Below are 18,245 nucleotides of genomic sequence, written 5' to 3'. Positions count from 1 at the left end.
ACGATCAAGGAATCAGCAATGTCGAATTTACGCAATACCTTTGCTTTGGTGACGGGTGGGGCCGTACTCGGTGCGGTGCTCACGATGAGCGTGTCTGCAGTGGCAGAACGCGAAGCCAGTGCACCTTTGCCATTGAATGAGCTGCGTACCTTTGCCGAAGTGTTTGGCCGCATCAAACAAGATTATGTTGAACCGGTTGAAGATAAAAAACTGATTAACGAAGCGATCAATGGCATGTTGACTGGGCTTGATCCCCATTCTGCTTATTTAGACCCTGAAGCCTACAAAGAATTACGAGAAGGCACACAGGGCGAGTTTGGTGGCCTTGGGATTGAAATTGGTTCGGAAGACGGTTTTATTAAAGTCATTGCCCCGATTGAAGATACCCCTGCTTTCCGTGCGGGCCTGAAAAGTGGTGATTTGATTGTCAAAATTGATGAGACCTCGGCGCGTGGGCTGTCAACGACCGATGCAGTGAAAAAAATGCGTGGCAAGCCGGGGACAAAAATTACCCTGACTATTGCCCGCAAGAGTGAAAATCGCACCTTCACTGTACAAATCACCCGTGCCATTATCAAAACCAAGAGTGTGCGTTGGAAGTTATTAGAGCCCGACTATGGCTATGTGCGCGTTGCTCAGTTCCAAGAGCATACTGTTGAAAATCTGGTTGATGCCTTGGTCGCGGTGTCGAAAGACAATAAAAAACCGCTTAAAGGGTTGATTATTGATTTGCGTGATGATCCGGGTGGTTTATTAAATGCAGCGGTTGGGGTCTCGGCGGCCTTTTTGCCGAAAGATGCGCTGGTGGTCTATACCGAAGGCCGCGCCCCTGATGCCAAAATGCGTCTGACGGCATCGGTACAAAATTACAGCCGTAAAGGAGAAGATCCTTTAAACCGCTTACCTGCTGAAATGCGCGATATACCGCTGGTGGTGTTGGTGAATGCCGGTACAGCATCGGCATCTGAAATTGTGGCAGGGGCACTGCAAGACCATAAGCGTGCCGTTGTTGTAGGGGTGCAAACTTTTGGGAAAGGGTCGGTGCAGTCGATTCTGCCGTTGGGATCTGCTGGTGGGATTAAATTGACCACTGCGCGTTATTTCACACCAAATGGTCGTTCTATTCAGGCGAAAGGGATTGAGCCTGATGTAGTGGTGGAAGAACAAATCACACAAAAAGCGGCAGCAAGCGCCCAAACCCCATTGCGTTTACGCGAGGCAGATTTAGAACACCACTTAAGCAACCCAAGTGATAAATCCACACCGAAGTCGGTTACACCGTTAACACCGGTGGAACAAAAAGAGGATAAACCAGAATCAACGGTTAACCCACGAGACCCCAATCCGAAAACGGATAATCAACTGGGACAGGCCTTAAATATCCTCAAGGTGCAACGCATATTGGAAAGCAAAAACACCAATCCGGCAAAACCGTAGTTGATGAGGTGTAGCAAAGGATCAGGGCGCACAATGCTGCGCCCGACTTGCATATCTTTGCGCTTGGACGAATACTGGAAAGCAAAATCACCCGCCCTACCCGACCAAAACCCCAGTTAATGATCCAGAATATCGTGCTGGGGCGTTTGATGTGATGTGAGGAGGACTTGTTATGCCACACCGCCGCCCGCCCGTTCATGAACTGTTTAAGTGCCACGACATCGTTTTTCACCCCTTTCCCCCCGGACAGGCGGAACAAGCTGCACAGCGGTTACAACATATCTCAGGCGTATCGGCGCTCGCCTTCCCGCATCAAAACCGAGTGTTAGTCACCTATGTATTAGGGGAATCGTCGCTGGCTGCGCTGTTGCAATGGCTACAGGACGAAGGTTTTCATATTGACAACAACCTCTTGCAAAAGCTGCATCATGCTTTGATTACCTACTGTGAAGCAGTGCAATTAGAAAATCTGGCAGAACCGGCCAAGCCCACCAAGAGCCATGAAGCCTACTCAAAAGTGTACGAGCAACATTTGCATGGCGATCATGACGACACACCAGAAGAACTCCGGCGTGCCTTGTAAGCTATCAAATTAAAATTTAGTAATCGTGGCGAACCAGTGCAGCAGCAAAGAAACCATCGGTGCCATGTTGATGGGCGGTGAGGTTGAGATACTCGTCAGGCATCGTCAGATCGACCCGTTGTGCGGCTAACAGCTCATTGGCGGGAAGCAAGCTAAATTGCGGATTGTCAGCAAGGAAAGCTCTGACGATTTCTTGGTTCTCCGCTGGCAGAATACTGCATGTGGCATACACCAAACGGCCACCCACTCGCACCAAACGAGAAGCCGACTGTAAGATATTGCGTTGTAAAGTATTGAGTTCGGCAACCGATTCCGCGTTTTGCCGTAATTTCAAATCAGGATTACGGCGCAAAGTGCCCAAGCCTGAACACGGGGCATCGACCAACACCCGATCCATTTTATTCACCAAGCGGCTGATACGGCTGTCGCGTTCATGTTCAATCCGTTGTGGGTGAACATTCGACAAACCAGAGCGTGCTAGGCGCGGTTTCATCTTGCTTAACCGTCCCTCAGCGACATCGAACGCATACAGACGGCCTGACGATTGCATCATTGCCCCCAGCAACAGGGTTTTGCCCCCAGCACCCGCACAGAAATCGGTCACCATCTCGCCGCGCTTTGGCGCCAGCAACAAACCTAACAATTGGCTACCCTCGTCTTGCACTTCGACTTTACCGCCAGCGAATAAACTGTGTTTATTCAAAGCAATTTTGTCTTTTAAGCGGATGCCAAACGGTGAATACGGCGTGGCTTCAGCAGCAATCCCTTCACGCTCCAGTTGTGCTAAGACATCTTCACGCTTGGCCTTTATGGTATTGACCCGCAAATCTAACGGGGCAGGCCGTTGCATGCCACGACCTAAAGCCAAAATGGCTTCATCGCTCATGCCACTGCCTTGCAATGAGGTCACGGCCCACGGTGGTAATTCCGCTTGTTCGGAGAGGGTCAATTCAGGATGAGCGCCTTTTAAAGTCACCACCCATTCTTTTTCATCACGTCCCAAATCATGCTCAATCGCCCGAATAGGAACACCACGCAATTTAATCAGTGCCGCAATCGCAAAAGCGCGAGGGGTATCGTATGGGGCAATCAATGCGCGCAGATAGGACAAACGGCGCAGCGTGGCAAACACCGTTTCTGCAATATGATGGCGGTCGCTGGCGCCCAATTTCGGATGGGTACGGAAAAAATGCGACAACACGGTATCTGCTGGATGTTCAGCAGGCAAAACACGGTGTAATGCACTGACAATCGCCAGTAAAGGAATTGGGGAGGAAGAATCAGCCATGGGCTTGGGGTCTTTCTTTAGGAGGGCGTTCCAGTTGGGTTTCGCCGTTAATACTGAGAAAAATCAATCGTTGATCGAGCGTCAGCTCGGGGCTATGCCGCCGAATGCGTAAAGGAAGATTGGCAAATTGTGGGGCAAACCAAAATTCGGTACTTTCTTGGTCGGTTCGGCTGGCGAGATGGAATACCGGAATCGAGTGTGATTCTAGGGTAAAAGTCGCCTCGCCGATCACGGTCAGAGGATAATGATAGAGTTTGCGGCCATTGGTTACCGCTAATTCTTGTTGTAAAACTGATGCACCCTGCAAGGCAATATGGAATGCCACGCTGAGAATATCTTGTGCCGCATCAGGCAGGGGACTGAGGTGTTCCAGCTGTGCACCATAACGCAACTGTTGTTGCGCGTAATCAAATTCAGCCTGCTCGCGCACTTGTCCTTTGCGTTCACCATAAAATCGCTGCGGTTTCAGGCCATTTTTCTCTATCTGGCCCTCACTCTGATACAGCAGCGGACGGCTAAACACCGGCTGCAATCGCAACTGTAGCTGGTAATGCACTCCCTGTTGTTGCCAATTCAGCTCGGCGAGTCCTGCCAATAAATTGCCATAAAAAACCTCATAACGCAGCAAAGCCTGTTGGGGGAACATTGGCACATCGGCTTGCGCTGATGGTGGCTGTGCTGCGGTCGCCGCATCGGTTTCTGCGGGTGTTTCAGCAACGGCTGGGGATGTTTCGCTCGGCTCAGGGATTGGCTCGGTGAGCGTGGGTGATGGCTTGACTGGCGGGAGGGTGATGTCTGCCTCAGCGACAGCGGGGACAGCAGGCGGTGGTGCGGTGTTGACTGCCACGGTTTGCTGAACCCATGTCACCGATAAGGGGCTGATAGGTACGGCGACCTCGGTTGCCGGCAGTTGCCATCCCCCCTGTGTCAACACGATTGCATGACACAGAAGGGACAGCCCGATTGCCACACTCAGCGGCATCCGCATGACGTCAGGCCTACACCGTTACCACTCGATTGCCACGAATTTGCAAGCGCCCTGCCACAAAATCAGCCACCGCTTGCGGATAAAGCTGGTGCTCAATGGTTAAAACCTTAGCTGCTAAACTATCGGCATCTTCATCATCTGCCACACTCACCACCCCTTGCGCGACAATGGGACCATGATCCAACTCGGCAGTCACAAAGTGCACGGTGCAGCCAGCCACTTTACAACCCTCGGTAATCGCCCGTTCATGGGTATGCAGTCCGGGGAAAGCTGGCAGCAGTGAAGGGTGGATATTTAACATCCGTCCTTCGTAGTGACGGGTAAACTCGGGCGTCAGAATCCGCATAAAGCCAGCCAACACCACCAAATCGGGTTGATAGCTGTCGATACAATCTGCTAAGGCTTGATCAAACGCCTCGCGGTTTGCAAAAGCTTTATGGTCAACGACCGCAGTAGCGATGCCGCGTGCGGCAGCCCAAGCTAAACCGGCGGCATCTGGTCGGTTCGAAATCACCGCTGCAATCTGGGCACCGCTGATTTGCGCGTCCACGATGGCCTGCATATTCGAACCACGACCAGAAATCAGAATCACAACATTCTTCATTGCTTACGCCACTTGGGTTTGATGTTCGTCACCCTGACGTGGGCGAATGTGGCCAATACGATAGACCGTTTCGCCTTGGGCCGTTAAGAAGGCAGCAGCACGGTCGGCCTCTTCAGCAGCAACAATCACCGCCATGCCAATACCACAATTAAAAGTACGGTACATTTCTTGGGCATCCACATTGCCCTCTTGCTGCAGCCATTGGAACAGTTTTGGTAAGGTCCAACTCTTGGCATCAATTTGTGCCACCGTGTTGACAGGCAACACGCGAGGGATATTTTCAGTCAACCCGCCGCCAGTGATATGTGCCATCCCTTTGACTGTCAATTCTGCCATCAATGCCAATAAAGGTTTGACGTAGATACGGGTTGGGGCGATGACCGCTTGACGCAGGGTCGTGTCACCATCAAATGGGGCATCCAAATCTGGCTGTGCACGGTCGATGATTTTACGTACCAAAGAATAACCGTTGGAGTGAGCACCGTTGGAGGCTAAGCCCAACACCACATCACCCGCCACAATGTCGCGGCCAGTGATAACTTTGGCTTTTTCAACCACACCGACAGCAAAACCAGCGAGGTCATATTCACCCACGGGGTACATACCGGGCATTTCTGCGGTTTCACCACCGATTAACGCACATCCGGCTTGTTCACATCCGGCAGCAATGCCTTTGATCACATCCGTTGCACGCGGCACATCCAGCTTACCGCAGGCAAAATAATCTAGGAAAAACAGCGGTTCTGCACCTTGCACCAAAATATCATTGACGCTCATCGCCACTAAATCGATACCAACGGTGTCGTGTTTGTCCCAATCAAAGGCCAATTTCAGTTTAGTGCCGACGCCATCGGTACCCGATACCAACACGGGTTCTTGATATTTTTTGCTGATTTCCACCAGCGCGCCAAATCCCCCCAAATCGCCCAAAACTTCTGGACGCATAGTGCGTTTGGCAAACGGTTTGATGTTTTCAACAAGTTGGTCACCGGCATCGATATCCACGCCAGCATCACGATAACTGAGGGAGGTTTGGCTCACAAAAAGACTCTCTTTCTTGCTAATTAAATTCTGTGGTGTAATTTGCTCTCATGTTGCGCCGCAAGAAATCGCGAGCAGTGAAGCAAAAACTGCCGATATTTTAACAGATTGCGCGCACTCTCTTTCCCTGTTTGCTGCGAGTGTAAAAGATGGTTGCTTCTCGTCGTGCCTCATCATGGTGGATTGGTCTGGCCATCACCTCGGCATTGTTGTTATTTGGGATGCTGATGTATTTCCTCGGCCCTATTTTGACACCGTTCGTCACAGCAGCGGTGTTGGCCTATATCACCACCCCCTTGTCACAGCGCTTACAGCGTCTTGGTTGTTCGGCGGCGGTGGCAGCGGTGTTGGTCACCTTATTATTGGGGATTGGCGTGTTGCTGATGTTGTTGCTGTTGTTACCCATGTTATTGCAACAAGGCCATTTATTATCAAACCGACTGCCGAGTTTGGTGGATTGGCTACAAAATACCGTTGCACCGTGGGCAGAGCACACTTTGGGGTTCACAGTACAACTCGATATCAGCGGTTTACGGCAAGTGTTGGTGGAGCATGTCGATGCTATTCGTCGTGCTGTCGGCAATACCTTGCCCGCGCTAACGTCGCAGGGCTTAGCATTATTGGCTTTTTTGGCCAACTTAATTTTGGTGCCGATTTTGTTTTACTACTTTTTGCGCGACTGGCAAGCGGTGGTAGATCGTTTTACTCGCCTGATCCCGCCACGCTGGCAACAGCACACCGATCGGATCGCGGCTGAACTTGACCGTGTATTGGGTGAATTTTTGCGTGGGCAATTATTGGTGATGTTATTGATGGCGCTGATCTATGGCGGCGGTTGGTGGTTGGCGGGGTTGCAATCGGGATTAGCCATCGGGGTTTTTACCGGTTTATTGGTATTTATTCCGTATGTCGGTGCCTTTATTGGGCTAGGATTGGCAACAATCGCAGCGATTTTACAAGGCGACGGTTGGAGCTTGTTGCTGGCGGTGTGGGGAATGTATGCCTTCGGCCAGCTGTTAGAAAGTTATCTGATTACCCCTTATTTAGTGGGTGAGCGGATTGGCCTATCTCCGTTAGAAGTTATTTTTGCTCTGATGGCATTTGGCCAGTTGTTTGGTTTTGTGGGGGTGATGATTGCCTTGCCTTTGGCTGCGATTGTGCGGGTTTTATCAGTCGAAGGACTGCAACACTATTACGCCAGCCGCTTTTATCAGGGTAGAATGCCCCCTCGATGTTTGTGAGTGCGCCGTTTTCTTTCACCTTTTGACGTTTCCGGTACCGCCTTGGATCAATTAGTCCTCGACCTCACGCCGCCGTCTTCTCCGGCCTTCGATCATGTGATTGCTGAATATAATCAGCAGATCATCGCCGCGTTGACCGACCCCTGTGGGGAGCGTTTTATCTACCTATGGGGTGAACCCGGGGTGGGCAAAACTCATCTGTTAAAACAGTGGGTAGAACACGCTCATGCAATTGGACGGGCGGCCATTTATCTGGATGCTCGTAGCGAGAGCCTGCCCGACTTTGCCCGAGAAGCCCGCTGTGTCGCTGTCGATCATGTGGATGATCTCACCCCAGATGATCAAATCACCCTGTTTTCTATTTTCAATACACTGGTCGATGGTGAAGGCCAGCTATTAACCGCCGGTCGTATCCCGCCACAACAACTCAAACTGCGTGATGATTTACGCACCCGTTTGGCGTGGGGCTTGGTGTTTGAAGTGCATACCTTATCTGATGCTGACAAATTAGCCGCTTTGCGCCGCCATGCCCGTTCGCGGATGGTGGATATCCCCGATGATGTGTTTGCTTGGCTGATGAATCACTGGCGGCGGGATATGGCCAGCTTGATTGATATGGTCGATGCGCTTGACCATTATTCTTTGGCACTCAAAAAGCCAATCACTGTTCCGTTTGTAAAAAACATTCTCAAGTCACGTTTTAACGTCCAACGTTAAGGCCACCGCCAACTTGGCTTGCTTGGCCGTGGTCGCCCTTTGTTGTGGAAAAATATGTCATGAATAATCTCGCTTTATTTGATTTGGATAACACCCTGCTGGCTGGCGATTCAGATGTCGAATGGCCGCGTTTTTTAATCAACCAAGGGGTGTTAGACGCTGAGTATTACCACCGCGAGAATGACCGTTTTTATCAACAATACAAAACCGGCACCCTCGATATCTACGAGTTTCTCGACTTTCAATTGGCCCCTCTTACACGGTTTTCACGGCAAGAACTGGATGCCATGCACGAACAGTATCTGGCGCAACATATTCGGCCTTTAATGACCACAGCGGGTCAGGCTAAAGTCGATGAGCATTTAGCTGCTGGCGATACCGTGATGGTGATTACCGCGACCAATCGTTTTATCACTGCGCCGATTGTGGCCGCGTTTGGTGTGCCTCATTTGATTGCAACTGAACTAGAAGAACGGGCTGATGGCAGTTTCACCGGCAAACCACGCGGTACACCGAGCTTTCAAGATGGCAAAATTATTCGCCTGAATGAGTGGCTGGCGGCACAAGGCCGTCGTTTAGAAGACTATCCTCGTTCCTATTTCTACAGTGATTCCCGCAACGATATTCCCCTATTAGCAGCGGTGACCGACCCTGTGGTGGTCGATCCAGACGAGGTATTACGCGCCCATGCCGAGATTCAGGGGTGGCCGATTGTGTCGTTCCGCGAAGGTGCCTCGCAATGAGTACCGACGCTTTAACCCAACTGTTACAACGGGCAGAAGCGGTTTTAGCGCGTTTCGAGGCCACGTTACCACCGCCTTTACCCGAGATTGACTGGCAAGCCACGGCTTTTCGCTGTCGTAAGATGGTGGGGGGACGTTGTTATCTCGAAGCTGTCCCACAGCCACACAGCGTACCGTTGACCGATTTAACACACATTGATCGCCAAAAAGAACGCTTATTGCGTAATACGGCGGCGTTCGTTGCCGGTCGTCCAGCGAATAATGTGTTGTTAACCGGTGCGCGTGGTACGGGAAAATCGTCTTTGGTGAAAGCGTTACTACCGCAGTTTGCCGCTGAGGGTTTGCGGTTGATTGAAGTCGATAAAACACAGTTAGTGGATTTGCCGGATATTGTGCAACTGATTGCCGAACGGCCAGAGCGTTTTATTTTGTATTGTGATGACCTTAGTTTTGAAGAGGGTGATGATGCTTACAAAGCATTAAAAACCGCTTTGGACGGTGGAATTGCTCGCCGCTGTAACAATGTATTGGTCTATGCCACTTCGAATCGCCGCCATCTGATGCCAGAACGGATGCGCGATAACCTAGAACATCAGCTTGATGAAGAGGGCGAAATTCGTCCGGGTGAAACAACAGAAGAAAAAGTGTCGTTGTCCGAACGTTTTGGCTTGTGGTTGTCGTTTTATCCGTTTAGCCAAGAGGATTACTTAGCAGCGGTGGCGGTGTGGCTAAATCACTTTAAGTTAAAGATGAATGCTGAAGCCGAAAAAGCGGCTTTGCGTTGGGCGTTGATGCGTGGTGCGCGCAGTGGGCGGGTGGCATGGCAATTTGCTTGTGATTGGGCTGGCCGTAAACCTAAAGAGCGTAAGGTGGATTTACTCTAAAATGCGCGACTTCACTCCATTTAAAAACCGTTTGTTGAAAAATGCTCGTCATCTCAAGAAATGGGCCAAGCGGCAACAAATCGAATGTTACCGGCTTTACGACCGTGATTTGCCCGAGTTTCCGCTTGCTATTGATTTGTATGGTGAGCGTTTGCATGTGGCTGAATATGATACTGGCTGGCAAATTGAAGAAGCCGAACATGCCCTGTGGGTGCAAGCTGTATTGATTGCGGCATGTGACGTCTTACAGCTCGACCCGGCCCTTGCTGCTTTTAAGACCCGCCGCCGCCAAAAGGGATCGGATCAATACGAGAAAACCGGCCAACTTGGCGAAAATTTTGTCGTGCAAGAAGGTGGCCTCAAGTTTTGGGTCAATTTGGATAATTACCTTGATACGGGTTTGTTTCTTGATCACCGTCCGACCCGAGCGCAAGTACGGAACGAAGCCGCCGGTAAGCGATTCTTGAATCTGTTTGCTTACACTGGGAGTTTCACCGTGTATGCCGCCGCGGGTGGGGCAGTCGAAACCACCACCGTGGATTTGTCGAATACCTATCTCGATTGGGCCCACCGTAATCTGATTTTGAATGAATTAGATGGCCCACAGCATGAGCGTGTGCGGGCGGATGTGTTGCAGTGGTTAACAGATGCAGTCGAAATCGGGCAAAAGTTTGATTTGATCGTGATGGATCCCCCCAGTTTTTCTAACTCGAAAAAGATGTTAGAAATTTTGGATGTACAACGCGATCATGTTCGTTTGGTTGAACAGGCAATGCAGCTGTTGAGCCCGACAGGTACGTTGTATTTCTCGAATAATCTACGTGGTTTCCAACTCGACTCAACATTGGCTGAGCGTTTCAATATCCGCGACTTATCCGCGCAATCCGTCCCTGAAGACTTCCGTAATCGCAAGATTCATCAGTGTTTTCGTATTCAGAAAAAATAATTAAGTAAGGCGCATCAACCTAAAAGGTTGATGCACCATGACCCTGACTAATAAATCTCAAAATAGAGGTGATTGCTGCCGCTGACTTTGCTGCAATCATCTGTCTTCTGATAACTGCTTGCCCCCACAGCGCCAGCAGTAGCATTTGAACGTACTGAGCCCTCATTCGGTTCCCCATCGTCAATTCGATTATCAAGCGTGCAAATGGTGGCTGTTTGTACGCCTTTTAAACCGGCATATACACGGTCTTTGTCCAAATTATCATTATTTCCTGTTCCCTTTTGGCTTACCCACTTACCGCCTAAGGCATCTGAAATATCCCCTGCACTCAATAACTTTTTATCCATTAATTCATACAACAATGAATGAGGCGTATTTTTTTCGCCATTTTCGCTATGCGGCGGATTCACACCGTATCGCTCGCTATACAGATTACTCGCAGCCAAAATTTTGGTGCTGGTGGCTTGTACGGCCTTAATTTCTGCCGAGTAGATTAAATCTCGGCCCTTAAAGGCCATCCCCAAAATCAGGCTAATCACCACCAACACAATTGATAACTCAACCAAAGTAAAACCACGCTGCCGTTGCATTATGTCCTCCTGTCTATTTCATGGTTGTGGTTAAAACACCTTGCTTTGCTAATTGATTTTTTACTGTTGCCACCGTTAGCCAGCGAGCACGGTTATCGTGATCAGACGATGGCAATAAGGTTTTGCTGATACGTAATTCATTGGGGACGCTGTCGCTGTCGGCTTTGGCGCCGGTATGCCAGACAATCGCGGCAAGGTTGTCTGCCAAAATCACATCTTCCTCAGCATCCTTCACAGAGATAGCGATATCAGAAGCGGTTTGCACACTGATTTCTTTACCATTGATGAGCGTGGTTGCCACCTGATAATGCCAAGGTCGTTGCCACGGGTCGTAACGAGGTAAGCCGAGTGTTCGCCACGGTAGCTCTCCCGCCGTTTTGCTACAGTCTTCTGCCCCAGTCTCATTGGCTGCGCAAGGTAGGCTACGGTGTAAAAGCAAATGGGCTTCTAGTGCTGCGATTGCGGCTTCTAAACCGCGTTCAGCTTCACGATATTTTTGGTACTGCCAATAGCTACGCCACGGTGTGAGTAAAGTAAACAACAGCCCCAGTAGCGATAGCACAATCGCCAGCTCAATTAAGGTGAAACCACGTTGACGAGTTGACATTGCCCTGCTCCATTCACCGACTCAATTTGATGCTCAATGTGCGCTGCGGACGCCCCCGCTGCGGCTACCCACCGCCACCGAAATTTCAGCTGCGGGCAATGATGAAATTGCAGGGTGAGCTGTGGCCCATTCGATTCGATGTTGGCGACTTCATCTGCCCACTTCGATAACCAAGGTCTTTTATGGTCATAGGGGTAACAGAATTCTGCCCACCGCTCTGCAGCCTGTTTAAATGCTGCAATATCAGTTGGCCATAACGAACTCGGTGTCATGTTATCAACGGGCTCTAAACAATTTGGCCGGTTGCTTTGGCGTTGAATTTCAAACCTCAACCAGTGCCACGCCCATTCGTGGCTGATCCGCGAGGCCATCGCAGTGGCTAATTCGTTGACATCAATTGCAATCCATTGATCGTTGCTGGCATTGGTAAAGCGTAGTGGATGACTGCGGTAGTTTTTTTCACCACTGGTGAGCACTGGCAGTGGGCCTAGATTGGCAGCGGGTAGGCTTTCGAGATAGTGTCGCGCAATATCTGGTAACAGGGTTTGAGCAGCAGGAAAAGTGGGGCGTTGTTGCTGTGGTAAGGCGGTACCGGCGAGGATAAAGACACTGACGAGATGTTGATAATGACGGCCATTGCGGTCGATTACGCTTAATAGACGCTGTTGTTCAATGTGGTTTTTCAATCTGCTTAGATTGGGCGAGGGATAGTTAAACAATGCGCGGGAGGTGGCGTACCACAACATACGGTTTGCGGAGGGAGGGGGCAGGCTTAATGGTCGCCACGGCAACGCACCAATACAGAAATTGATGGCGGGGGTAGGAGGACAGCTTTCATCAATACTGCCAATAATCGAATCGGGCTCACCTTCAAATAAACCAGCACCCCGTAAGGTATCTGGGCGAATAGGATCACCGGGGGGGCTGGCTTCTGATTTGGTCATTCCCCCGATAAGATAGTGAAGGGCTGCGGCCTTCGCTTGCTGTAACAAAGCGCTTTGCTGTTGCTGTTCATGGCTCCGCCAGTCGCGTAAATCGGCCATCACCGCCCCAAGCCCCAACAGAAATAACGGCAGCAAAACTACTAACAACATAAAACCATGCTGATTTTTCATTTATGTCATGAAGAAAAAGCAAAGAAAAACGGGAGAAACTGCGTTCTCCCGTTTGACGTTAAATGTCGGTTAATACTCTGACATGGGCCGTTACGCTGCGCCCAAGGGCTGACAGGTCGTAGCCCCCTTCCAACACAGACACCACCCGACCTTCACAGTATTCATCTGCAAATTTCAACAACTGACGGGTGACCCATTCATAGTCGGCTTCCACCAGTCCCATCATCCCCATATCGTCTTCGCGGTGGGCATCAAAACCGGCAGAAATAAATAAGATTTGTGGTTTGAATTCGCGTAAACGGGGTAGCCATCCATCCATCACTGCATCACGGAAGTCAGCCCCAGTGCTGCCCGCTTTCATCGGGATGTTGACCATATTCGGCCCCATTGGCACATCGCCGGAATAGGGGAAGAAAGGATGTTGGAAAATCGAGGCCATCATCACTTGTGGATCGTCACGGAAAATTTCTTCTGTGCCGTTACCATGATGGACGTCAAAATCAATCACTGCGGCACGTTCCAAACCATGAACAGCTAAGGCATGACGAATGCCAACCGCGATGTTATTGAAGTAGCAAAACCCCATCGCCTTTGACGATTCGGCATGATGCCCCGGTGGGCGAATGGCACAGAATGCATTAGGTGCTTGACCTTGGCACACCATATCGACCGCTTTCACCACCCCACCGGCAGCACGTCGGGCCGCTTTCAGGGTATTGGGCATTAACGCCGTATCGGGATCGACTCGGAAAGTGCCGGTGAGCGGTTGGCTCATCTCGAGGTATTCTAAGTAACGAGGGGTATGTACACGAGCCAGTTGCTCGTCGGTCACTTCTGGCGCTTCGACTTCATGTAGGCTATCGAAAATTTGTGACGCCATCAGTTGGTCACGAATCGCAACCAAACGTTGTGGACATTCAGGGTGCATGTCGCCAACATTGTGCAACATACAGTCAGAATGGGTGATATAGGCAGTCAGGCCGCTTTGCAGCCCGTTCTTGATCCAGCTCAACAAGGCCAGTCTCCTCTGGAAAGTGCAGCGTCTTAATTTTTATGACTTTCCAATAAATTGTGCGCTTATTGTGAGGAGAATGCAATCATTTCTGCACGCAATTTTGATCTAAACCTGGAATTAAATAAAAGGCAACGCGCTTTGTGCCCGTTGCCTTTGCTTGCAAAACCCTGTTGTGCTGATGGGTCTTCAATCAATCATCAAAACAACATATCTCGCGACACCCCACCTCGCCGCAAAATACGGCGTAGACTTTCGAGTCCTTCAATTTGAATTTGTCTGACTCGCTCGCGGGTAAGGTTCAAACTGCTGGCCAGTTCTTCCAAGGTACTCAAGTCATGGCCATTTAACCCATAGCGGCGTTCAATGACCATCCTTTGTTTTTCAGTCAATTGCCGCAGCCAATCTTGGACGTAATGTTCAATTTCAGCATTGTGCAATAAGTCTTCGGGCGCCTCGGCTTGTTCATCTGGGATCGATTCGCCAATTGAGAGCATCGGGTCGATATCCAGTGGTGCGTCTAGCGAAGCCATCCGCTCATTCAGATTCAACACCCGCCGCACTTCTTCTGCAGGTTTATGGACCAGATGGGCAATTTCTTCTACTGTCGGCTCTCGCCCTTCTTGTGCCTCGAAATGGCGACTGGCGCGTAAGTAGGTATTGAGTTCTTTAATGACATGAACCGGCAAGCGAATGGTGCGCGATTGATTCATGATGGCACGCTCAATCGATTGTCGAATCCACCATGTGGCGTAAGTGGAGAAGCGGAAACCGCGCTCGGGATCGAATTTATCTAAGGCATGCATCAAGCCAATATTGCCTTCTTCAATCAGATCCAACAACGCTAAACCACGGTTGACATAGTGTTTAGCGATGTTGACCACCAAACGCAAATTGTGTTCGATCATCTTTTGTCGTGCTTGATGATCGCCTTGATGAGCTCGCCGTGATAAATCGCGCTCTTCTTCTGGGCTGAGCAAAGCATTGGCGCCGATATCATTCAGATAAATCTGTGTGACATCTGCGCTGTCCTCATACGCCACCCGCGTGACCTCTTCTTGATCGGACAGGGCGTTATCTACTTCTAACGCCGCCGTGTCGATCAACGCATCCGCAGCGGTATCGTCGGCTGTCAACAATGCAGTATCAAAGGCTTCTTGTTCTTCAGCGTATGCTATTGCCTCGGTTTTCATGATGTTTCCCCCTCGTAAGTCCATCATCTTGCCAGCGGGAAACGTCGATGTTTCCACACTTGGCTATGGCTTGCCCAGATAGGTGATAGGGTCGACCGGCTTGCCAAACCGGCGGATTTCAAAATGCAGTTTTACCTGATCAGCGTCCGTATTCCCCATCTCTGCAATTTTCTGGCCCTTCTTCACATCGTCGCCTTCTTTGACCAGCAAATGACGGTTGTGTGCGTAAGCGGAGAGGAAGGTTTTATCGTGTTTAATGATGATTAACTTACCATAGCCACGTAAACCGGTTCCGCTATACACCACTTTGCCCGAATTTGCTGCGTACACAGGCTGGCCACTTTTCCCTGCAATATCAATGCCTTTATTGTTTTCATTAAACGAGGCGATTAACTTGCCTTGCACCGGCCAAATCCATTCTGCATTCAAGTTGCCGGGTGCGACTTCGGCTTTAGTAGTAGTGCTGGTGTTTTTCTCTTTTTCAAGTGATTTTGAATCTTTTTGTTCTGTTTTACTATCGGTTTTTGCCTCGGCAACTTTACTGCTACTTACCGCTGCCGAGGGTTTTTCTACAGCAGTTTTCTCTGCCGGTTTTTCTGCTTTGGCCACTTCGGTTGGCTTCGCTGGGCTTATCGCTTTGCCTTCTGCTTTTTCGCCAACCTGAGCTGCTGCTTGGGCAGAATACGGCTGTTTCACTGCTTTTGGATAGGTCTTTTGTGTCTCACTCTGTTGCCCTGTACGACTGCTTGGCACAGCAGAAGGTTCGCTGACAGCAACCGCAGGGGGTTTAGCGTGATCCACCACCGGACGGGCTTGATTAAAGAGTTCTTGGTTGTTTCGCAAACGCAACACTTGACCCACTTTGATCTCGGCTGGATCGGCAATACCGTTTAATTCGGCCAGCTCGCGATAGCCCAAGCCATTGTTTAAAGCAATACGAAATAGGTTGTCCCCTGCCTTGACGACATAGGTTTCTGGCGGCAGCTCATCGTCACCCAGCGTTGGCTTGGCGACAGCAACCGGTGTGGTTGGCACAATAGGTTTGACCGGCGGTTGAGAGGGGGTACGCAGTGGTGCTGCCGGTGGTGCGGAGAGGACTTGTATTTGGCCAGAGGGCGGCGGTTGGTAAACGGTTGCTGCACTTTGGCTCGGTATCGGTAACGGTGTGGCAACCACAGGAGCAGTTTCCATCCCTGGGCGATTTTTATGCACGATTGGGGCGGGCTCTTGCACCAAACTTGAACAAGCAGACAGCCCGATTACCACCACAGGTAGGCATCGCATAAGATGACGAGAAGAGAAAAAAGACATGCAAAATCATCCTGAATGACATCTTCCCCAACTGACTGCTGGGGAGGGTTTCAGCGTCAGCCCATCACTGGCGCAATACGCTGGATAATAGGGTTGTTTTATCCGCTACTGGCGGCCTGTGTGTCACAAAGCCGCAGGGAACCCTAGCCACGTCCCGCTAATAGGGGCACAAAGCGAACTGGATCATAACGGGTGCGACGTTGTTGGCGGTCGATCTCTTCAATCACCCATAAATGTTGCTGTGTGGCATCCCCCAACGGCATGATAATTCGCCCTTGGGGTTTTAATTGGGTCAATAAAGCCGCTGGCACATCACGACTGGCCGCTGTGACTAAAATCGCATCATAGGGTGCGGCCTCGATCAAACCGGCTTGACCATCGGCATGAGCCAAACGGGCATTGCGAATGTTGAGGGCTTTTAGGTTGGCACGAGCGCGCTCTAACAATGTTCCCAGTCGTTCGACAGAGAAAACCTCATCGACTAAGCAGGACAAAATACTGGTTTGATAGCCGCAACCCGTGCCAATTTCTAATACCTTGCGTGGTTTCAGCGGAGACGCCAACAACAACTCACTCATTCGCGCCACGGTATGGGGCTGAGAAATGGTCTGTCCTTGTCCCAATGGTAAGGCAGCATCATCATAAGCACGACTTGCTAGCGCAGGTTCAACGAAGACATGACGTGGAATATTGAACATGGCTTGTAGTACCTGTTCATTTTGTATTCCTCTGTCGCGCAGTCGTTCAATCATGCGCAACCGTGTGCGCTCTGATGTCATGCCAATACCATTACGAATCAGATTCATCCCACCATGCCTCAAGTGTTGCTAATTGCGCGTAGGCGCTTAGGTCAATTTGCAACGGAGTAATTGAAATTTTTCCAGCTGCATTTGCATGGAAATCTGTCCCTGGGCCTGCGTCCTGAGCACTGCCTACCGGCCCCACCCAATAGACTGTTTCACCACGCGGATTCTGTGTTTTGATCACGGGTTCGGCATGATGACGACGGCCCAAACGGGTGATTTCCACCCCTTGAATATCCTGCCACGGTCGATCTGGCACATTGACATTCAACAACACTGGTGCAGGGAGTGGCCGATTTTGGATGCGCCGCACCAAGCGAGAGGCAATTTCGACTGCCGAAGACAGATGCTCACCAGGTTTGCCGGTCAGTGATAGCGCAATTGACGGCACGCCGAGTAAAAATCCTTCGGTTGCCGCTGCGACAGTACCGGAATACAGCGTGTCATCTCCCATATTGGCACCGTGGTTGATCCCCGACAGCACGAGGTCTGGCAGATGATCCAACATCCCCGTGACAGCCAAATGCACGCAATCGGTGGGGGTGCCATTGACGTAGAAAAACCCATTGGGGGCTTTACGCAACGACAATGGGCGATCTAAGGTCAATGAGTTGCTGGCGCCACTGCGGTCACGCTCCGGTGCCACCACGGTAACATGGCCAAAGGCTTGCATCGCTTCGGCCAACGCAGCAATACCGGGTGCAAAGTAACCGTCATCATTGCTAATTAAGATATTCATAGAATCTCCGCAAGGAAACCCGCGATTTCAATCGCGGGAGGAATTGCGGGTGCGCGAAGCTCACCCTGTAGTATAAACTGTGACGCATGATTGATGTTGTCACGAAGCGTAATTGCGTCTATCAAACGGCGCACCATGTGATCTGGTGCCCGAAGTATCGGCGCGACGTGCTGATTGGCGCGGTGACGGAGGAAACAGGGAGCGATGATGCGCACGGCGTCGATTCGGCTTGATACGACGGCAGAACACGCGGGCCGTCTTGCAGCACTTCAAGTGGCCTATGCGGACGCCTGCAACCGTCTTGTTCCCATCGTGCGCGAGCACCGTCTCTACAACCGCGTCGGTCTGCACCAGCGCACCTATACGATGTTGCGCGAAGCGACACCGCTGGGCAGCCAGATGT

General features: G+C 50.7%; 20 protein-coding genes. 8 read left to right on the top strand and 12 right to left on the bottom strand.

Going from position 1 to position 18,245, the window contains the following annotated elements; genetic code table 11:
- Positions 1-18: 18 nt before the first annotated feature.
- Both ACYVJG_RS09465 and ACYVJG_RS09460 read left to right on the top strand, forming a co-directional pair.
- A complete protein-coding gene (locus ACYVJG_RS09465; RefSeq protein WP_460430845.1) occupies positions 19-1,437 on the top strand; it encodes a S41 family peptidase in 1,419 nt (472 codons plus the stop codon).
- Between the two features lie 172 nt (positions 1,438-1,609).
- Complete coding sequence (locus ACYVJG_RS09460; protein WP_460430844.1) at positions 1,610-2,020, top strand: hypothetical protein; 411 nt, start codon at positions 1,610-1,612, stop codon at positions 2,018-2,020.
- A 16-nt stretch (positions 2,021-2,036) separates the two neighbouring features.
- Here ACYVJG_RS09460 and ACYVJG_RS09455 read toward each other — a convergent pair whose 3' ends face one another.
- The 4 genes from ACYVJG_RS09455 to purM are packed head-to-tail and all read right to left on the bottom strand — an operon-like array spanning position 2,037 to position 5,941.
- Positions 2,037-3,308 (bottom strand): RsmB/NOP family class I SAM-dependent RNA methyltransferase, encoded by a 1,272-nt coding sequence (locus tag ACYVJG_RS09455; RefSeq protein ID WP_460430843.1) that lies wholly within the window; start codon positions 3,306-3,308, stop codon positions 2,037-2,039.
- Complete coding sequence (locus ACYVJG_RS09450; RefSeq protein WP_460430842.1) at positions 3,301-4,296, bottom strand: DUF3108 domain-containing protein; 996 nt, start codon at positions 4,294-4,296, stop codon at positions 3,301-3,303. Before ACYVJG_RS09450 ends, ACYVJG_RS09455 begins: the two co-directional genes overlap by 8 nt.
- Before the next feature lie 10 nt (positions 4,297-4,306).
- Positions 4,307-4,900: a phosphoribosylglycinamide formyltransferase gene (purN, locus tag ACYVJG_RS09445; protein ID WP_460430841.1), complete on the bottom strand. Its 594-nt coding sequence runs from the start codon at positions 4,898-4,900 to the stop codon at positions 4,307-4,309.
- A gap of 3 nt (positions 4,901-4,903) precedes the next feature.
- Complete coding sequence (gene purM / locus ACYVJG_RS09440) at positions 4,904-5,941, bottom strand: phosphoribosylformylglycinamidine cyclo-ligase (RefSeq protein ID WP_460430840.1); 1,038 nt, start codon at positions 5,939-5,941, stop codon at positions 4,904-4,906.
- Between the two features lie 149 nt (positions 5,942-6,090).
- On the opposite strand from purM, the gene ACYVJG_RS09435 reads away from it, so the two are divergent.
- From ACYVJG_RS09435 to ACYVJG_RS09415, 5 genes are read left to right on the top strand one after another with little or no spacing between them, the layout of a single operon-like run.
- On the top strand, positions 6,091-7,182 hold the full coding sequence (locus ACYVJG_RS09435; RefSeq protein ID WP_460430839.1) for an AI-2E family transporter: 1,092 nt from the start codon (positions 6,091-6,093) through the stop codon (positions 7,180-7,182).
- Positions 7,183-7,899 (top strand): DnaA regulatory inactivator Hda, encoded by a 717-nt coding sequence (hda, locus tag ACYVJG_RS09430; RefSeq protein ID WP_022654752.1) that lies wholly within the window; start codon positions 7,183-7,185, stop codon positions 7,897-7,899.
- 59 nt (positions 7,900-7,958) lie between these two features.
- Positions 7,959-8,642, top strand: a complete 684-nt coding sequence (locus tag ACYVJG_RS09425; RefSeq protein ID WP_460430838.1) for a histidinol-phosphatase — start codon at positions 7,959-7,961, stop codon at positions 8,640-8,642.
- Positions 8,639-9,526 (top strand): ATP-binding protein, encoded by an 888-nt coding sequence (locus tag ACYVJG_RS09420; RefSeq protein ID WP_460430837.1) that lies wholly within the window; start codon positions 8,639-8,641, stop codon positions 9,524-9,526. Before ACYVJG_RS09425 ends, ACYVJG_RS09420 begins: the two co-directional genes overlap by 4 nt.
- Position 9,527: 1 nt before the next feature.
- The gene (locus ACYVJG_RS09415) at positions 9,528-10,472 is read left to right on the top strand and encodes a class I SAM-dependent methyltransferase (RefSeq protein ID WP_460430836.1); all 945 of its coding nucleotides are present in this window, start codon (positions 9,528-9,530) and stop codon (positions 10,470-10,472) included.
- A 47-nt stretch (positions 10,473-10,519) separates the two neighbouring features.
- Here ACYVJG_RS09415 and ACYVJG_RS09410 read toward each other — a convergent pair whose 3' ends face one another.
- From ACYVJG_RS09410 to surE, 8 genes are all read right to left on the bottom strand, one after another.
- Entirely contained in the window at positions 10,520-11,062 is a 543-nt protein-coding gene (locus ACYVJG_RS09410) for a type II secretion system protein (protein WP_460430835.1), read from the bottom strand.
- Positions 11,063-11,075: 13 nt separating this feature from the next.
- A complete protein-coding gene (locus ACYVJG_RS09405; protein ID WP_022652761.1) occupies positions 11,076-11,669 on the bottom strand; it encodes a type II secretion system protein in 594 nt (197 codons plus the stop codon).
- Positions 11,639-12,763, bottom strand: coding sequence for a hypothetical protein (locus ACYVJG_RS09400; protein WP_460430834.1), 1,125 nt, complete (start codon positions 12,761-12,763; stop codon positions 11,639-11,641). Before ACYVJG_RS09400 ends, ACYVJG_RS09405 begins: the two co-directional genes overlap by 31 nt.
- Before the next feature lie 79 nt (positions 12,764-12,842).
- Positions 12,843-13,799 carry a histone deacetylase family protein gene (locus ACYVJG_RS09395; protein WP_460430833.1) on the bottom strand — a complete coding sequence of 319 codons (957 nt, stop codon included), beginning with the start codon at positions 13,797-13,799 and terminating at the stop codon, positions 12,843-12,845.
- Between the two features lie 197 nt (positions 13,800-13,996).
- Positions 13,997-14,989: an RNA polymerase sigma factor RpoS gene (gene rpoS / locus ACYVJG_RS09390; protein ID WP_460430832.1), complete on the bottom strand. Its 993-nt coding sequence runs from the start codon at positions 14,987-14,989 to the stop codon at positions 13,997-13,999.
- A gap of 63 nt (positions 14,990-15,052) precedes the next feature.
- Positions 15,053-16,300, bottom strand: a complete 1,248-nt coding sequence (locus tag ACYVJG_RS09385; RefSeq protein WP_460430831.1) for a peptidoglycan DD-metalloendopeptidase family protein — start codon at positions 16,298-16,300, stop codon at positions 15,053-15,055.
- A 143-nt stretch (positions 16,301-16,443) separates the two neighbouring features.
- On the bottom strand, positions 16,444-17,106 hold the full coding sequence (locus ACYVJG_RS09380; RefSeq protein WP_460430830.1) for a protein-L-isoaspartate(D-aspartate) O-methyltransferase: 663 nt from the start codon (positions 17,104-17,106) through the stop codon (positions 16,444-16,446).
- Positions 17,090-17,842 carry a 5'/3'-nucleotidase SurE gene (surE, locus tag ACYVJG_RS09375; protein ID WP_460430829.1) on the bottom strand — a complete coding sequence of 251 codons (753 nt, stop codon included), beginning with the start codon at positions 17,840-17,842 and terminating at the stop codon, positions 17,090-17,092. The genes ACYVJG_RS09380 and surE overlap by 17 nt, the downstream gene beginning before the upstream one ends.
- 204 nt (positions 17,843-18,046) lie before the next feature.
- Here surE and ACYVJG_RS09370 point away from each other — a divergent pair.
- The coding region (locus ACYVJG_RS09370) for a hypothetical protein (RefSeq protein ID WP_460430828.1) at positions 18,047-18,245 on the top strand (199 nt) is incomplete at its 3' end.

Source organism: Aquaspirillum soli (assembly GCF_054781915.1).
Note: the sequence above shows the minus strand (reverse complement) of the source record. Positions and strands in the feature narration are given on the sequence as shown.